Raw genomic sequence first — 16,010 nt, 5'->3', positions numbered from 1 at the left:
GGGTATCGGCCTGAGAGAAGTCTGTGAGACTCCCATACGGATCGGAAGAACTGTCTGAGACCTTCCTGAAAAGACGCGGGGGCCGCCGGTGGTCACCGGCGGCCCCCGCGAAGGGAGTTGGGCTCAGTTGGCGGTCAGGCGGGCGATCGCCTCGTCCACCGTCAGCTCCTCGCGCTCGCCCGTCCTGCGGTCCTTGAGCTCCAGGACGCCCTCGCCGGAGCGGCGGCCCGCGATCAGGATCTGCGGTACGCCGAAGAGATCGGCGTCGGCGAACTTCACGCCCGGGGAGACCCCGGCCCGGTCGTCGACCAGGACCCGCAGGCCGGCCGCGCGCAGCTTCTCGGAGACGTCCAGGGCGAGTTCGGTCTGCAGGGCCTTGCCGGCCGCGACCACGTGCACATCGGCCGGGGCGATCTCGCGGGGCCAGACCAGGCCGCGCTCGTCGGCGGTCTGCTCGGCGAGGGCGGCGACGGCGCGGGAGACACCGATGCCGTAGGAGCCCATGGTGACGCGGACCGGCTTGCCGTTCTGGCCGAGGACGTCGAGCTTGAGGGCGTCGGCGTACTTGCGGCCCAGCTGGAAGATGTGGCCGATCTCGATGGCGCGGTCCAGCTTGAGGCCGGTGCCGCACTTCGGGCAGGGGTCGCCCTCCAGCACCACGACGACGTCGACGTACTCGTCGACGGTGAAGTCACGGTCCGCCACGACGTTCTTGGCGTGCACGCCGGCCTTGTTGGCGCCGGTGATCCAGGCGGTGCCGGGGGCCACGCGCGGGTCGGCGATGTACTTCACCTTCTCGCCGAGGCCCTGCGGGCCGACGTAGCCGCGGACCAGGTCGGGACGCCCGGCGAAGTCGGACTCGGTGACCAGTTCGACGGCGGCCGGGGCGAAGTGCTCCTCGACCTTGCCCATGTCGACCTCGCGGTCACCCGGAACGCCGATGGCGACGATCTCCCCGTCGACCTTCACCAGCAGGTTCTTCAGGGTGTCGGAGGCCTGGACGCCGAGGTACGCGGCGAGGGTCTCGATGGTCGGGGTGTCCGGGGTCGGGATCTCCTCCAGCGCGGGCACGTCGGTGGCGTCCACCGGCTTCAGCGTGTAGGTGATCGCCTCGGTGTTCGCCGCGAAGTCACAGTTCGGACAGTCCGCGAAGGTGTCCTCGCCGGCCTCGGCAGGGGCCAGGAACTCCTCCGACTTCGAGCCGCCCATGGCACCGGCCGTGGCGGCGACGATGCGGTAGTCGAGGCCGAGGCGCTCGAAGATGCGCTGGTAGGCCTGGCGGTGCAGGGCGTAGGAGTGGGCGAGCCCGTCGTCGTCCAGGTCGAAGGAGTAGGAGTCCTTCATCAGGAACTCACGGCCGCGCAGGATGCCGGCCCGCGGGCGGGCCTCGTCACGGTACTTGTTCTGGATCTGGTACAGGGTGACGGGCAGGTCCTTGTACGACGACGCCTGGTCCTTCACCAGAAGGGTGAAGATCTCCTCGTGGGTCGGGCCGAGCAGGTAGTCGCCGCCCTTGCGGTCCTGGAGGCGGAACAGCTCCTGGCCGTACTCGTCCCAGCGGCCGGTCGCCTCGTACGGCTCCCGGGGCAGAAGGGCCGGGAGCAGCACCTCCTGGGCGCCGATCGCGTCCATCTCCTCGCGGACGATCCGCTCGACGTTCGAGAGGACGCGCAGGCCGAGCGGCAGCCAGGACCAGATACCGGCCGCGGTGCGCCGGACGTACCCGGCGCGGACGAGCAGCTTGTGGCTGAGGACCTCGGCGTCCGCCGGGTCGTCACGCAGCGTCTTCGCCATCAACTGGGACATGCGTTGGACCGGTGCGTTCGCCATGGTTCTTGTACTCCTGCCGGGAAACGGTGATGGCTAGGAGGTTAGCCGGGCTTGCTGTGCCGGTGGAAATCCGTTAACGGCGACGGAGCGGGAGGGGGGCGCCCATGACGGCGTACGGCTTCGGGGCGCTGGGGAAGTGGACCTGGCGGGCGAGGTCGACATAGCCGAGGGAGTGGTAGAGGCCGCGGGCCGGGCTGTCGGTGTCGATCGCGGAGAGGATCGAGCGGGGTTCGCCGGCGCCGTCGGTGATCATCGTGATCAGCCGGCGCCCGATGCCGCGGTTCTGGTAGCGGGGGTGCACATGCAGCTCGGTGATGACGAAGGACTCGTCGAGCCAGTCGGCGTGGCCCTGGGCCCGGAGGTAGGGCTCCACGACGGTGGACCACCAGTGGGTGCGGGAGTTGGGCATGCCGTAGACGAACCCGACGAGGTGGCCGTCGCTGGTGGCGCCGAGGGACCGGGCGCCGGGGTACTGCATATGGCGGAGGACGATCTGGCGGCGGACCGCCACCTCGTCGGCGCCCAGGCCGAAAGCGATCGCCTGGACTGCCAGGGCCTCGTCTACGTGGGAGGGGAGGTCCAGGGGGCCGATCACGAGGTCCATGTGGGGAGAGTACAGGGGGCGGAGCCCCGTCGTCCGGGTGCAGGTGCGTCACGGTTGCCCGCGCTCACGCGGCGGTAGCCGCATGTCGAATACGGCCCCGCGCCCCTTTCGGGGCGCGTTCCCCCTGGCCTCGGCTAGAAGAGCACGCTCATGAACGCGCCGACCTCCTGGAACCCCACCTTCAGATACGTCCTTCTCGCCGCCGTGTTGAAGTCGTTGACGTAGAGGCTGACCACCGGGGCCACGTCCGCCAGCGCATAGCGCAGGACCGCCGCCATCCCCGGGGCCGCCAGGCCCATGCCCCGGTACTCCGGGGCCACCCAGACGCCCTGGATCTGGCAGGCCTGGGCCGTGGCCGCGCCGATCTCCGCCTTGAAGACGACCTTGCCGTTGTCGTCGAGCCGGGCGAACGAGCGGCCGGAGCCGACCAGTTCGGCCACCCTGGCCTGGTAGAGGAGACCTCCGTCGCCAGCCATCGGGGAGACGCCCACCTCCTCCGTGAACATCGCCACGCACGCCGGCATGATCGCCTCCATCTCGTCCTTGCGGATGCGGCGGACGTAGGGATCCGGGGCGATGTCGGCGGGCATGCGGTCGGTGACCATCAGGGGCTGGTGTCCGCGGACCTCGCGGGCCGGGCCCCAGTGCGGTTCCAGGAGGCGCCACAGCTGGGCGGTCGCCTCGGAGGGGCCGACGATGGAGGAACAGCGGCGGCCGGCCCTGCGGGCGCGGTCGGCGAAGGCGCGGATCGCGCGCGGGGTGGCGCAGATCGGGACGAGGTTGGCGCCGGCGTAGCAGAGGGAGGTAAGCATGCCGTCCTCGTACCAGCCCCACATCTCGCCGCCGAGGCGCCAGGGGTCGAGGCCGGCCACCTGGACGCGTGAGGTCACGAAGGCGTTCGCGACCGGCTCGCGGTCGAGTACGGCGAGCGCGGCGTCCAGGTCACTCGGTTCGAGCACCCGTGAGGTGGTCTGCGTCAACACGTGCGGGGCCTCACGCTGATGGGTTCTGCTGATCTCCGCACTGTACCTGCGGAAGCTGAGCCGTGCCGCCTCGTGTGAGGTGCCCTTGGCTTGTAGGTTGCCGTCGGTTGTGGGTGCCGCCCTCTGGGGGCTGCCGCCCCGGGCCCCCGCCTTCGCGCCTACGGACTCGGGAAAGCCGCTCGGTTCGGCGGGTGCGGGTGGTGGGGGCCGGTCGCGCAGTTCCCCGCGCCCCTTGCGGGGCGCTGCCCCTGGCGGAGTGGGAAAGACCAGGCCCCCTGCCCCCGAAACACTGACGGGGTTCACGGGCCGCAGCCCACCGTGGCGGGGGCCAAGGGACACAGACCACCGTGGCGGGGGCCAAGAGGCGCAGCCCTTTGGAGATGGGGTGGGTAGGGGCGGCGGGGGCGGAAAAGGTCCCCCGGCGCCCGAAGGCCGGCTGCCTCAGCCCGCCACTGCGACCGACGGCTCGCCCGAGGCCACGCCGTCCGCCTCCATCTGCTCGGCCAGCTTCATGGCCTCCTCGATGAGGGTCTCGACGATCTTGGACTCGGGGACCGTCTTGATGACCTCGCCCTTGACGAAGATCTGGCCCTTGCCGTTGCCGGAGGCGACGCCGAGGTCGGCCTCGCGGGCCTCGCCGGGGCCGTTCACGACGCAGCCCATGACGGCGACGCGGAGGGGGACCTCCATACCGGTGAGGCCTGCCGTGACCTCTTCGGCGAGCTTGTAGACGTCCACCTGGGCGCGGCCGCAGGACGGGCAGGAGACGATCTCCAGGCCGCGCTGCTTGAGGTTCAGGGACTCCAGGATCTGGTTGCCGACCTTGACCTCCTCGACCGGCGGCGCGGAGAGGGAGACGCGGATGGTGTCGCCGATGCCCTGGGAGAGGAGGGCGCCGAAGGCGACGGCCGACTTGATGGTGCCCTGGAAGGCCGGGCCCGCCTCGGTGACGCCGAGGTGGAGCGGGTACTCGCACTGGGCGGCCAGCTGGCGGTACGCCTCGATCATCACGACCGGGTCGTTGTGCTTGACGGAGATCTTGATCTCCCGGAAGTCGTGCTCCTCGAAGAGCGACGCCTCCCACAGGGCGGACTCGACCAGCGCCTCGGGGGTCGCCTTGCCGTACTTCTGGAGCAGCCGGCGGTCCAGGGAGCCGGCGTTGACGCCGATGCGGATCGGGGTGCCGTGGTCCTTGGCGGCCCGCGCGATCTCCTTGACCTTGTCGTCGAACTGCTTGATGTTGCCCGGGTTGACGCGGACGGCGGCGCAGCCGGCCTCGATCGCCGCGAAGACGTACTTCGGCTGGAAGTGGATGTCGGCGATGACCGGGATCTGGGACTTCCTGGCGATCGTGGCGAGCGCGTCGGCGTCGTCCTGGGTGGGACAGGCGACCCGGACGATCTGGCAGCCGGACGCGGTCAGCTCGGCGATCTGCTGGAGCGTCGCGCCGATGTCGGACGTACGGGTCGTGGTCATCGACTGGACCGAGACCGGGGCGTCCCCGCCGACCGCCACGGAGCCGACCTGGATCTGCCGGCTCTTCCGGCGCTCGGCGAGCTTGGTCGGAACGGACGGCATGCCGAGAGAAATCGCAGTCATCTGCTGTGCAACCCCAAGTCGTGGATCTAGGTCCAGGTCCCGCCCGAAACGGGTTCCAGGCTTCGAGATTACGGCACCGGCACAGGAGCGAGCACATCCCCCACCCGTAAACCCACTCGATGGAAGCGACCCGGAACACAGTGTTCCGGGCCGCTTCGAACGTCGGGTGGCTACGAGATTTTGACGGGGTTAACCACATCGGCGATCAGGACGAGGAGGGTGAAGCAGACGAACACCCCGGCCACCACGTAAGCCACCGGCATCAGCTTCGCCACGTCGAACGGGCCGGGGTCCGGGCGGCGCAGGACCTTTGCCAGGTTGCGGCGCAGCGACTCCCACAGGGCGCCCGCGATGTGGCCGCCGTCCAGGGGCAGCAGCGGGAGCATGTTGAAGAGGAACAGGGAGAGGTTGAAGCCCGCCACCAGCATCAGTGCCATGGCCAGCTGCTCGGTCGGGGGGATGTCCAGGGTGAAGATCTCGCCGCCGACCCGTGCCGCGCCGACCACGCCCATCGGGGAGTCCGGCTGGCGGGGGGCGCCGTCGAAGGCCGCGTCCCAGAGGGCGGGGATCTTGCCGGGCAGGCCCACGATGGAGTCCACGGCGTCACCGACCCGGTCGCCCATCCAGGTCAGGGACTCGCCGAAGTCCTGACGGACGATGCCGGTGGCGGCGCTGAAGCCGAGGAAGCCGGCGGTGACGTACTGGCCCTGGACGATCTGGCCGCTGGAGTCCTTCTTGGCGACCTGGTTGGTGGCGATCTTCGCGTGCAGGGTGACGTCCTGGCCCTTGCGGTCGACGACGATCGCGACGTCCTTGCCGGGGGTGGACCGGATCAGGTCGGAGAGCTGGTTCCAGCTGGTGGTCTGCACGCCGTTGAAGGAGAGGATCTTGTCGCCGGCCTTCAGGCCCGCCGCGGCGGCCGGGGAGGCCGCGTCGGTCGTCTTGCAGTTGTCGCGGTTCTCGCTCTGCGCGATCACGCACTGGGAGACCGAGCTGACCGTGGTGGTCTGCTGGCTGATGCCGAAGCCCATCAGGACGGTGAGGAACAGCGCGACGGCGAGGACCAGGTTCATGAAGGGGCCCGCGAACATCACGATCACGCGCTTCCAGGGGGCGCGCGTGTAGAAGAGACGGGTCTCGTCGCCTTCCCGGACCTCCTCGAAGGCGGCCGAGCGGGCGTCCTCGATCATGCTGCGCCAGGGCGAGGTGGAGCGGGCGCTGATCTTGCCGTCGGCGCCCGGCGGGAACATCCCGATCATGCGGATGTAGCCGCCGAACGGGACGGCCTTGATGCCGTACTCCGTCTCGCCCTTGTGCCGCGACCAGATGGTGGGGCCGAAGCCGACCATGTACTGCGGGACGCGGATGCCGAAGAGCTTGGCGGTGGAGAGATGCCCCAGCTCGTGCCAGGCGATCGAGACCAGCAGGCCGATCACGAAGACGAGTATGCCGAGGATCATCATCAGGGCTGTCATGCACGCGCCTCCGCGGTCGCCTTCTGCGCTGTCAGTTCCCGGGCCCGGGCCCGTGCCCAGGTCTCCGCTTCGAGGACGTCCGGCACGGTGAGCGAAGTTCCCGTTCGGGGGGTGCCGTGTTCCTCGACCACCCGGGTGACGGTCTCCATGATGCCGTTGAACGGCAGCAGACCGGTCCGGAAGGCCTCGACGCACTCCTCGTTGGCCGCATTGAACACCGCCGGGGCGGTGCCCGCGAGCTCGCCGACGTGCCGGGCGAGGTTCACGGAAGGGAAGGCCTCGTTGTCCAGCGGGAAGAACTCCCAGGTGGACGCCTTGCTCCAGTCGAAGGCGGGCGCCGCGTCCGGGACCCGTTCGGGCCAGCCGAGACCGATGGCGATCGGCCCACGCATGTCGGGGGGCGTCGCCTGCGCGATCGTGGATCCGTCCGTGAACTCAACCATCGAGTGGACATACGACTGCGGGTGGACGACGACCTCAATGCGATCGAAGGGAATGTCGTAGAGGAGGTGCGCCTCGATCACTTCCAGCCCCTTGTTGACCAGGGTCGCGGAGTTGATCGTGATGACCGGGCCCATCGCCCAGGTGGGGTGGGCCAGCGCGTCCTCGACGGTGACGTTCGCCAGCTCGGCCTTGGTACGGCCCCGGAAGGGTCCCCCGGACGCCGTGACGACCAGTTTGCGGACGTCGGCCCGGGTGCCCGCCGCCAGCGACTGGAAGAGCGCCGCGTGCTCGGAGTCGACCGGGATGATCTGGCCGGGCTCGGCCAGCGCCTTGACCAGCGGGCCGCCGACGATCAGCGACTCCTTGTTGGCGAGGGCGAGGGTGTGGCCCGCCTCCAGGGCGGCGAGGGTCGGTGCGAGGCCGATGGAGCCGGTGATGCCGTTGAGGACGGTGTGGCACTGCGCGGAGTCGGAGGCGGCGACCTGCGTGGCCGCGTCGGGGCCGGCGAGGATCTCGGGGAGCGGCTCACCGGTGCCGTACAGGCCCGTCAGCGCCTCGCGCAGCGCCGGTACGACGTCCTCGCGGGCGACCGCGACGGTCCGTACCCGCAGCCGGTGCGCCTGCTCGGCGAGGAGGGCGACCCGGCCGCCGTTGGCGGACAGGGCGGTCACCCGGAAGCGGTCGGGGTTGCGCAGCACGAGGTCGATGGCCTGGGTGCCGATGGATCCGGTGGAGCCGAGGATCACCACGTCCTTCGGGCCGTCGCCCACGAGCGGGTCGTACACGAGGTGCGGGTCTGCCAGGGGTGCCGGACTGGCGGGACTGTCGGTCATCCCCCCATTGTTGCCGCAACCGGCGGCCCGGTGGACAGCGCGTCCCTCGCGCGGGTGCCTTATCAGTTCTTGGTGCCGTATGGAGCGGAATTCCCTTTGTGTGGTTCACGTGAAGATCATGTGATAACACTTCTGTCAATTCGGATTCGGATCCAGTTGGATCCAGGGGGGATCTCTCCATGCGTACTCCGCACATACGCACCGTCCTGCCCGCGCTCGCGGGCGCCGCGCTGCTCACCGGCACGGTGCTCACCGGCACGGTGCTCAGCACCCCGGCCCAGGCGGCCGGCGGCGTGACGATCTACCACGTCTGGTTCGACAGCCCGGGCAGCGACAACCGTTCCAACGCCAGCCTCAACGCCGAGTGGGTGCAGATCAAGAACACCGGCGGCTCGGCCGTCTCGCTCAAGGGCTGGGTCCTGAAGGACGTCTCCAACCACCGGTACGTGTTCAAGGACGTCAAGATCGGCGCCCACAGGACGATGAAGGTGCACACGGGCCGGGGCACGGACACCGCGTCGGACAAGTTCCAGAACCGCCGTGCCTATGTGTGGAACAACACCAGCGACACGGCGACGCTGACCAGGGCGAGTGGCGCCAAGGTCGACTCCTGCTCCTGGACGACGCGGGATCCGAGCGACAAGTACTGCTGAACCCCTACTCGAACGGACGGCGGACGTTGTCCCGCTGCGAAGGCCCGGGGGTCGCGTCGGCGATCCACGGGCCCTCGCCCGACGGGTCGACGACACCCTGTTCCAGCCACTCGTAGGAGCCGCCGAGGACACCCTTGACGACCTTGCGGTCCAGGTCGTCGGTGTTCGACCAGAGGCGGGTGAACAGCTCGTCGACGCGGATGCGGGCCTGCCGGCAGAACGCGTCGGCGAGCTGGTAGGCCTCGCGTCCGTGGTCGCCCTGGCTGCGCAGCAGCTCGGCACGGACGCAGGCCGCGCTCATCGCGAACAGTTCGGCACCGATGTCCACGATCCGGCCCAGGAAGCCCTGCTTGGTCTCCATCCGGCCCTGCCAGCGCGACATGGCGTAGAAGGTGGAGCGGGCCAGCTTGCGGGCGTGCCGCTCGACGTAGCGCAGATGCGGGGAGAGGTCCACGCCGTGCTTGAAGTCGCCGTACGACGTGGGGAGCTGGCCCGGTCCCGCGACCAGCTTCGGCAGCCACTTGGCGTAGAAGACTCCCGCGTTCGCGCCCGCCTTCGCCTTGTCCTGGAGGGACTTGTCGGGGTCGATGAGGTCGCCGGCGACCGAGAGATGGGCGTCGACGGCCTCACGGGCGATCAGCAGGTGCATGATCTCCGTGGAGCCCTCGAAGATGCGGTTGATCCGCAGGTCGCGCAGGATCTGCTCGGCGGGGACGGCGCGTTCGCCGCGCGCCTTGAGGGACTCGGCGGTCTCGAAGCCCCGGCCGCCGCGGATCTGGACCAGCTCGTCCGCCATCAGGCAGCCCATCTCGGAGCCGTAGAGCTTGGCGAGGGCGGCCTCGATGCGGATGTCGTTGCGGTCCTCGTCGGCCATCTGGGAGGAGAGGTCGACGACCGCCTCCAGGGCGAAGGTGGTCGCCGCGATGAAGCTGATCTTGGAGCCGACCGCCTCGTGCAGCGCGACCGGCTTGCCCCACTGCTCGCGGACCCCCGACCACTCCCGGGCGATCTTCAGACACCACTTCCCGGCCCCCACGCACATGGCGGGCAGGGAGAGCCGGCCGGTGTTGAGGGTGGTGAGCGCGATCTTCAGGCCCGAGCCCTCGGGTCCGATGCGGTTGGCGGCCGGGACCCGGACCTGGTGGAAGCGGGTCACGCCGTTCTCGATGCCGCGCAGGCCCATGAAGGCGTTGCGGTTCTCGACCGTGATGCCCGGGGAGTCCGCCTCGACGACGAAGGCGGTGATGCCGCCCTTGCCGTCCCTGCCGTCATCGGACTTCGGGACCCGGGCCATCACCACCAGCAGGTCGGCGACCACGCCGTTGGTGGTCCACAGCTTCACCCCGTCGAGGACGTAGTCGTCCCCGTCCCGTACGGCGGTGGTGGCCAGGCGTGCCGGGTCCGAGCCGACGTCCGGCTCGGTGAGCAGGAACGCCGAGATGTCGGTGCGGGCGCAGCGGGGCAGGAAGGCGTCCTTCTGCTCCTGGGTGCCGAAGATCTTCAGCGGTTGCGGCACGCCGATGGACTGGTGGGCGGAGAGCAGTGCGCCGACCGCCGGGTTCGCGGAGCCGACCAGGGCGAGGGCCTTGTTGTAGTAGACCTGGGTGAGGCCGAGGCCGCCGTACTTGGGGTCGATCTTCATGCCGAGGGCGCCGATCTCCTTGAGGCCGGCGATGACCTCGTCGGGGATGCGGGCCTCGCGCTCGATGAGCGCCGAGTCGATCTTCGTCTCGCAGAACTCGCGCAGCTCGGCGAGGAACTCCTCGCCGCGGCGCACGTCCTCGTCCGCGGGGAGCGGATGAGGGTGGATGAGGTCGAGCCGGAAGCGCCCGAGGAACAGTTCCTTGGCGAAACTGGGCTTGCGCCAGTTCTGTTCCCGGGCGGCCTCCGCCACCTGGCGGGCCTCCCGCTCGGTGACGGTGGGTTTCTTGGTGGTGGGGGCGGACATTCGAGGCTCACCTCGCCACAAAAGGGGACGTTGAGGACCGTTCGTTACCGACCAGTGCTACTGGATCGTTGGTACCCGAAACGGGCCGCCCCCACCAGTCCTCGCGGTCCGATCGGACGACAACCCGACCGTCCCGAGGGTCGCCTCTCAGCCGATGTCGACGGAGTACGACTTGGTGTCAAGCCGTCCCGAGCCCTTGAAGACCTCGGTGCCGGACTCGATGCCGGAGACGTACTTGTCGTTGCTCAGCAGTTTGCGGCGGACCAGGGCCTGGGTGAAGTCGTCCAGGTTGAGCGTGGCGCCGGTGGTGCTGGCGCGGCGGACGAAGGAGTAGACGTTCCAGCCGATGTTGCCCTGGTAGATGTCCCACATCGCGCCGTCGAGGCTGACGCTGCCGTACTTGGTGCCCAGCGCTCCGGCACGACTCCCGCCGGAGCAGGACCCGGGAGGCGAACACGCGTCCCCACAGTCACCGGATCCGGTGGTGAGCCGCCGTGCGAGTGGGTCGCTACGTTAACGTCAGCCTGACAGTCCGCCAGTCCTTGAAGGCACGAACCGGCGAACACCGGGGACACGGTTGTACATGGCGTCGACCGGACTGCCGTCATCGGGCACCGCCTGCCCGATGTGGGTGCCCGCCACCGTACCCGCACTCTCAGGTTGGGGTGGATGCGACCCGTGACCGTCCTGCCGTAGGGGACAGTCGGGAGCGCGACGAGGCGCAAAGGGCCGAGCAGTGAGTTCAGCCGGAAGCGGCCGAGAAGGTGGCGTAGTACTTGCCGAGCGCGACTAGGCCGCGCTCGGCAAGCCACTTGCGCCGGCCTGCGCCACGGTGACGCCCGCGGCGGCGGTGAGCGCGACCGAGGCGGCCAGCAGCGTCTTCGCCGACTTGGACAGGCGCGGTCTGCGGTGTTGCATCGAGGGGTCCTTCCGGGGGACGGTTCGTGGTACGACCCGTCTGACGGCCGTACGACCTCTTTGCGGCCGCCGCCCCCGTGAAAGGTTGCCGACTCCGGCCGATGAATTGACCGCCTTGAGTGTCGAAGCGCTTCGACAACCTATGGACACCCACCCGCACTGGGGCTACTGTCGAGACACCCTCACTCGCCCCTGTCAGCAATGCGCACTGTCGAAGCGCTTCACAAAGCTTGGAGAGCTGGATGGTCACCCTCGCCGAGGTCGCCCAGCACGCCGGAGTCTCGGCGAGCACGGTGAGCTATGTCCTCAGCGGCAAGCGGTCCATCTCCACCACCACCCGGCAGCGGGTCGAGCAGAGCATCCGGGAGCTGGGCTACCACCCGAACGCGGGCGCCCGCGCCCTGGCCAGCAGCCGGTCGAACATCATCGCGCTGATGATCCCGCTGCGTACGGACATGTACGTGCCGGTGATGATGGAGATCGCCATCGCGGTGGCCACCACGGCCCGCATCCATGGCTACGACGTCCTGCTGCTCACGGGTGAGGAGGGGCCGGACGCGGTGCGCCGGGTCACCGGCAGCGGGCTCGCCGACGCCATGATCCTGATGGACGTGGAGCTGGAGGACGAACGGCTGCCGCTGCTCAGGCAGACCGACCAGCCCTCCGTGCTCATCGGTCTGCCCGCCTCCACCTCCGGTCTGACCTGCGTCGATCTCGACTTCGGGGCGACCGGCGCACTGTGTGTGGAGCACCTCGCGAAGCTCGGTCACCGTGACATCGCTGTCATCGGCGAGGCCCCCGCGGTCTACGAGCGGCACACCGGCTTCGCCGAACGCACCCTCGACGGACTGCGGTCCCGGGCCCGGGAGCTGGGCCTGAGGGTGCTGCACCGGCCGTGCGAGGGCGGGTACGACGCGATGACCGCGACCCTCGCCCGGATCTTCGACGAACGCCCGGGCACCACGGGCTTCGTCGTCCAGAACGAGTCCGCGGTGGAGCCGCTGCTCGCGCTGCTGCGCCAGCAGGGCCGGGCCGTGCCCGAGGACGTGTCGGTGGTCGCGATCTGCCCGGACCAGGTCGCCGTCCAGGCCTCGGTGCGGCTGACGTCGGTCGCCATCCCCGCGCAGGAGATGGGCCGGCACGCCGTGGAACACCTGGTCGCCAAACTGGACGGCCGGGGCAGCGACGAAGTCGTGCTGATCGCACCCGAGTTGACGGTACGGGCGAGCACGGGACCGGCGCCGGCCGGGTCCTGAACCGTTCTTCTTCCGGCTCATCTGCCCTGCCCTGCCGGGGCACCCCCCTGTCTGCACTCCTTCAGGAGCACGTGACATGAATCAGCCTGCCGAAAACCAGTCCGCGGTCGACCAGCCCAAGGTCAGCCTCGCGCAGTCCTCCCCCACCGTCGGCACGTTCCGTGAGCGGGACGGCGCCCTGGAGTGGAGCGGGCGCCAGGAGACACTGCGGATCGAGCCGTGGGGCCCTGCCGCGGTCCGGGTGCGTGCCCGGCTCGGCGGTCCGGTCCTCGACGGCCTGCCGGGCGCGCTGCTCGACGAACGCCCGGTCACCGGGTCGACCGTCAAGATCGGTGACGGGGAAGGGTGGCTGACGGTCGGGGACCTGACCGTGGAGGTGTCCGCCGAGGGCCTGATCCGGTTCCTGCGCACCGACGACCTCACCGAGATCCTCGCCGAGGAACGCGCCCACTTCTGGTGGCCCGGCTCCCGCCTCTACACCGCCGTCGGCAACGGCTACCACCGGCTGGAGCAGCGGTTCGCCGCCTACGAGGGCGAGAAGCTGTTCGGCCTGGGCCAGCACCAGCACGGCCGGCTGGACCAGAAGGGCCTGGTCCTGGACCTGATCCAGCGCAACGCCGAGGTGTCGATCCCGGTCCTGGTCTCCAGCCGCGGCTACACGCTCCTCTGGAACAACCCGGCGATCGGCCGGGTCGAGCTGGCCGGCAACGGCACCCGCTGGGTGGCCGACTCGGCCCGCCAGCTCGACTACTGGATCACGGCCGGCACTCCGGCGGACGGGCAGCGCAACTACACTGCGGCGACCGGCCGTTCACCGATGCTGCCGGAGTGGGCGGCGGGCTTCTGGCAGTGCAAGCTGCGCTACCGCACCCAGGACGAACTCCTCGCGGTGGCAAGGGAGTACAAGCGCCGTGGCCTGCCCATCTCGGCCATCGTCTGCGACTTCTTCCACTGGACCCACCTGGGCGAGTGGAAGTTCGACCCGAAGGAGTGGCCCGACCCGGCCGCGATGGTCCGCGAACTGGACGAGCTGGGCATCAAGCTGGTGGTGAGCGTCTGGCCCTCGGTGTCCCCGCTGAGCGAGAACCACCCGGTCATGGAGCAGCGCGGCTACTTCATCGGCACCCAGTACGGCCCGATGGCACACGCCGACTGGCCGGACAAGGAGGTGGCGTCGACCGTCCAGGTGGCCTTCTACGACGCGACCAACCCGGACGCCCGGGACTACCTCTGGTCGAAGATCAAGGAGAACTACCTCGACCCGTACGGCATCACGGCCTTCTGGCTGGACGCCTGCGAGCCCGAGCTGAAGCCCGGCTTCCAGGAGAACCTGCGCTACTGGACCGGACCGGGCCTGGAGGTCGGCAACAGCTACCCCGCCGAGAACTCCCGCACCTTCTACGAGGGCCTGCGCGCGGAGGGCGAGGAGGAGATCGTCACCCTCAACCGCTCGGCGTGGGCGGGCAGTCAGCGCTACGGAGCCGCGGTGTGGTCGGGCGACATCCCCACCGACTTCGCCTCGCTGCGCCGCCAGATAGCGGCCGGTCTCAACACCGCGCTGTCCGGCATCCCCTGGTGGAACACGGACATCGGCGGCTTCCACGGCGGCGACCCGGACGACCCGGCGTACCGGGAGGTGATGGTCCGCTGGTTCCAGTTCGGCGCACTGTCCCCGCTGATGCGTCTGCACGGCTTCCGCGAGCCGGGCATGCCGCTGGGCCCGGACATGACCGGCGGCCCGAACGAGGTGTGGTCGTACGGCGAGGAGGCGGGCACGGTACTGGAGAAGTACCTGCGGCTGCGCGAGCGCCTGCGGCCCTACGTCCTGGAGGTCATGCGGGAGGCCCATGAGGAGGGCCTGCCGGCGATGCGGCCGCTGTTCCTGGAGTTCCCGGAGGACCAGGCGGCCTGGACGGTCGACGACGCGTATCTGTTCGGCCGGGACCTGCTGGTGGCCCCCGTGCTGACGGCGGGGGCGACGGCCCGGACGACGTATCTGCCGGCGGGCGCCCGGTGGACGGACGCGTGGACGGGCGAGTCGTACGAGGGGGGTACGGCGGTGACGGTGGACGCGCCGCTGGATCGTATTCCGCTGTTCCTGCGGGACGGCGCGAAACTGCCGGTGACGGAGTAGCCACGGCGAGTTGCTGTTACCAGCCGGTAAATGTCTCAACTCGGCGGTGTGGTGGGGCAGTTGGAGGGGGTAGTCAGTATCCCCTCCCCCTGTCCCCCATGAAGGGATCCGCTGCCGTGCCCTCCGGCCCGCTCTCTCTCACGCTCGCCAACGCGCTCCTCGGACCCGTCTCCCGCTCGCGCCGCACGCCCGACCACGCCTTCGACCGGCTGCTCGACGCGGCCGGGCGGACGGAGGGCGACGAGCAATTCGTCGACGGCTTCCGGTTCCTGCTGCGATGTTGGTCGGGCGCCGATCACCTCACCCCGGTCGGCTGGCTGTCCGCGCGCGGACACGTCGGCCGTCATCTCGCCAACCGGGCCCGGATCCGCCGGCTGCTCGCCGAGCACCCCCGGATCGAGCAGGAGCCCGTCGAGCGTCCGGTGTTCGTGGTGGGCCTGCCCCGCACCGCCACCACGCTCACCCACAGCGTGCTGTCGCTCTCCGCGGACCACCGCTGTCCGCTGCTCTGGGAGTTACTGACCCCGGACCTCGAACTCGGGGCCGAGGAACGGCAGAAGGCGATCGCGACCGCCCGCCGCCTGGCCGGCGGGATCGATCTGTTCGCCCCGCGCTTCCGGCACATCCACGCCCTGCGCCCCGAGGGCCCGGAGGAGTGCACCTTCGCGCTGCCGCACACGGTGATGCCGCTCACCCAGGCCGTCATTCCCGAGTACCTGCCCTGGCACGAGACCCGTGACTTCGAGGCCGACTACCGCTACCTCAAGCAGATCTACCAGGTGCTCCAGTACGGCCGACCGCGCCGCCGCTGGGTGCTGAAGTCCCCGCTGCACCTGGAGAACCTGGACGCGCTGCGCACGGTGTTCCCGGATGCCACGATCGTGTGGACGCACCGCGATCCGGCCACCGCCGTGGCCTCGTTCTGCAGCCTGGTCGAGCACGGCATGGCGGTGAACACCCGCCCCCTCGACCTGAACTGGATAGGCGCCACCTGGCTGCAGCTGCTGGCCCGCTCGGCGTCCCGCGGCCTCGCCGCCCGTGCGGCCGTCCCCCGCGAGTCCCTCGTCGACGTGCCGTACTCCTGGCTGGGCTCCGACCCGGCCGCGGGCGCCCCGAAGCTCTACGCGGCCGTGGGCGCCCGCTGGACCGAGGCCGACGCGGCCCGGCTCCCCGCCGTCACCGCCCGCCCCAAGGGCACCCGTGTCCACTCCTACGACCTGGCCCGCTACGGTCTGACCCGTGCCGACGTCGACACGGCCTTCGCCGACTACAACGCGCTGCGCGCGGAGGTCGACCGGGCCTGACCGCGAGGGGGTCGGCCCCGCACCGCACG

At 70.0% G+C, this 16,010-nt stretch carries 13 protein-coding genes; 4 read left to right on the top strand and 9 right to left on the bottom strand.

Annotated features, from left to right (window positions below):
• Positions 1 to 123 precede the first annotated feature (123 nt).
• The 6 genes from ACIRR9_RS45480 to dxr form a co-directional block, all read right to left on the bottom strand.
• A complete protein-coding gene (locus tag ACIRR9_RS45480) occupies positions 124 to 1,830 on the bottom strand; it encodes a proline--tRNA ligase (protein WP_403764903.1) in 1,707 nt (568 codons plus the stop codon).
• Between the two features lie 73 nt (positions 1,831 to 1,903).
• The gene (locus tag ACIRR9_RS45475; RefSeq protein WP_403259361.1) at positions 1,904 to 2,434 is read right to left on the bottom strand and encodes a GNAT family N-acetyltransferase; all 531 of its coding nucleotides are present in this window, start codon (positions 2,432 to 2,434) and stop codon (positions 1,904 to 1,906) included.
• A gap of 134 nt (positions 2,435 to 2,568) precedes the next feature.
• On the bottom strand, positions 2,569 to 3,417 hold the full coding sequence (locus tag ACIRR9_RS45470) for a GNAT family N-acetyltransferase (RefSeq protein ID WP_384573211.1): 849 nt from the start codon (positions 3,415 to 3,417) through the stop codon (positions 2,569 to 2,571).
• 441 nt (positions 3,418 to 3,858) lie between these two features.
• Positions 3,859 to 5,016 (bottom strand): flavodoxin-dependent (E)-4-hydroxy-3-methylbut-2-enyl-diphosphate synthase, encoded by a 1,158-nt coding sequence (ispG, locus tag ACIRR9_RS45465; RefSeq protein WP_365348670.1) that lies wholly within the window; start codon positions 5,014 to 5,016, stop codon positions 3,859 to 3,861.
• A 170-nt stretch (positions 5,017 to 5,186) separates the two neighbouring features.
• Positions 5,187 to 6,479 carry a M50 family metallopeptidase gene (locus tag ACIRR9_RS45460; protein ID WP_403764941.1) on the bottom strand — a complete coding sequence of 431 codons (1,293 nt, stop codon included), beginning with the start codon at positions 6,477 to 6,479 and terminating at the stop codon, positions 5,187 to 5,189.
• Positions 6,480 to 6,487: 8 nt separating this feature from the next.
• A complete protein-coding gene (gene dxr / locus ACIRR9_RS45455; RefSeq protein WP_316774958.1) occupies positions 6,488 to 7,768 on the bottom strand; it encodes a 1-deoxy-D-xylulose-5-phosphate reductoisomerase in 1,281 nt (426 codons plus the stop codon).
• 179 nt (positions 7,769 to 7,947) lie between these two features.
• Here dxr and ACIRR9_RS45450 point away from each other — a divergent pair, with 179 nt between their 5' ends.
• Positions 7,948 to 8,421, top strand: coding sequence for a lamin tail domain-containing protein (locus ACIRR9_RS45450; protein ID WP_403764900.1), 474 nt, complete (start codon positions 7,948 to 7,950; stop codon positions 8,419 to 8,421).
• Between the two features lie 4 nt (positions 8,422 to 8,425).
• On the opposite strand, the gene ACIRR9_RS45445 is transcribed toward ACIRR9_RS45450, so the two are convergent.
• The 3 genes from ACIRR9_RS45445 to ACIRR9_RS45435 form a co-directional block, all read right to left on the bottom strand.
• The gene (locus tag ACIRR9_RS45445) at positions 8,426 to 10,369 is read right to left on the bottom strand and encodes an acyl-CoA dehydrogenase family protein (protein WP_403764898.1); all 1,944 of its coding nucleotides are present in this window, start codon (positions 10,367 to 10,369) and stop codon (positions 8,426 to 8,428) included.
• Between the two features lie 147 nt (positions 10,370 to 10,516).
• A complete protein-coding gene (locus ACIRR9_RS45440; protein ID WP_403764896.1) occupies positions 10,517 to 10,741 on the bottom strand; it encodes a hypothetical protein in 225 nt (74 codons plus the stop codon).
• A gap of 417 nt (positions 10,742 to 11,158) precedes the next feature.
• Entirely contained in the window at positions 11,159 to 11,287 is a 129-nt protein-coding gene (locus tag ACIRR9_RS45435) for a hypothetical protein (RefSeq protein ID WP_403764894.1), read from the bottom strand.
• 242 nt (positions 11,288 to 11,529) lie between these two features.
• On the opposite strand from ACIRR9_RS45435, the gene ACIRR9_RS45430 reads away from it, so the two are divergent.
• From ACIRR9_RS45430 to ACIRR9_RS45420, 3 genes are all read left to right on the top strand, one after another.
• Complete coding sequence (locus tag ACIRR9_RS45430) at positions 11,530 to 12,543, top strand: LacI family DNA-binding transcriptional regulator (protein ID WP_123973776.1); 1,014 nt, start codon at positions 11,530 to 11,532, stop codon at positions 12,541 to 12,543.
• Between the two features lie 76 nt (positions 12,544 to 12,619).
• Positions 12,620 to 14,677 carry a TIM-barrel domain-containing protein gene (locus tag ACIRR9_RS45425; protein ID WP_403764892.1) on the top strand — a complete coding sequence of 686 codons (2,058 nt, stop codon included), beginning with the start codon at positions 12,620 to 12,622 and terminating at the stop codon, positions 14,675 to 14,677.
• 98 nt (positions 14,678 to 14,775) lie between these two features.
• Positions 14,776 to 15,981, top strand: a complete 1,206-nt coding sequence (locus ACIRR9_RS45420) for a sulfotransferase family protein (RefSeq protein ID WP_403764890.1) — start codon at positions 14,776 to 14,778, stop codon at positions 15,979 to 15,981.
• Positions 15,982 to 16,010 lie beyond the last annotated feature (29 nt).

The organism is Streptomyces sp. NPDC101234, assembly GCF_044767525.1.
Classification (GTDB): domain Bacteria; phylum Actinomycetota; class Actinomycetes; order Streptomycetales; family Streptomycetaceae; genus Streptomyces; species Streptomyces sasae.
The sequence above is the reverse complement of the archived record's forward strand: the minus strand, read 5'-3'. Positions and strand labels throughout refer to the sequence as shown.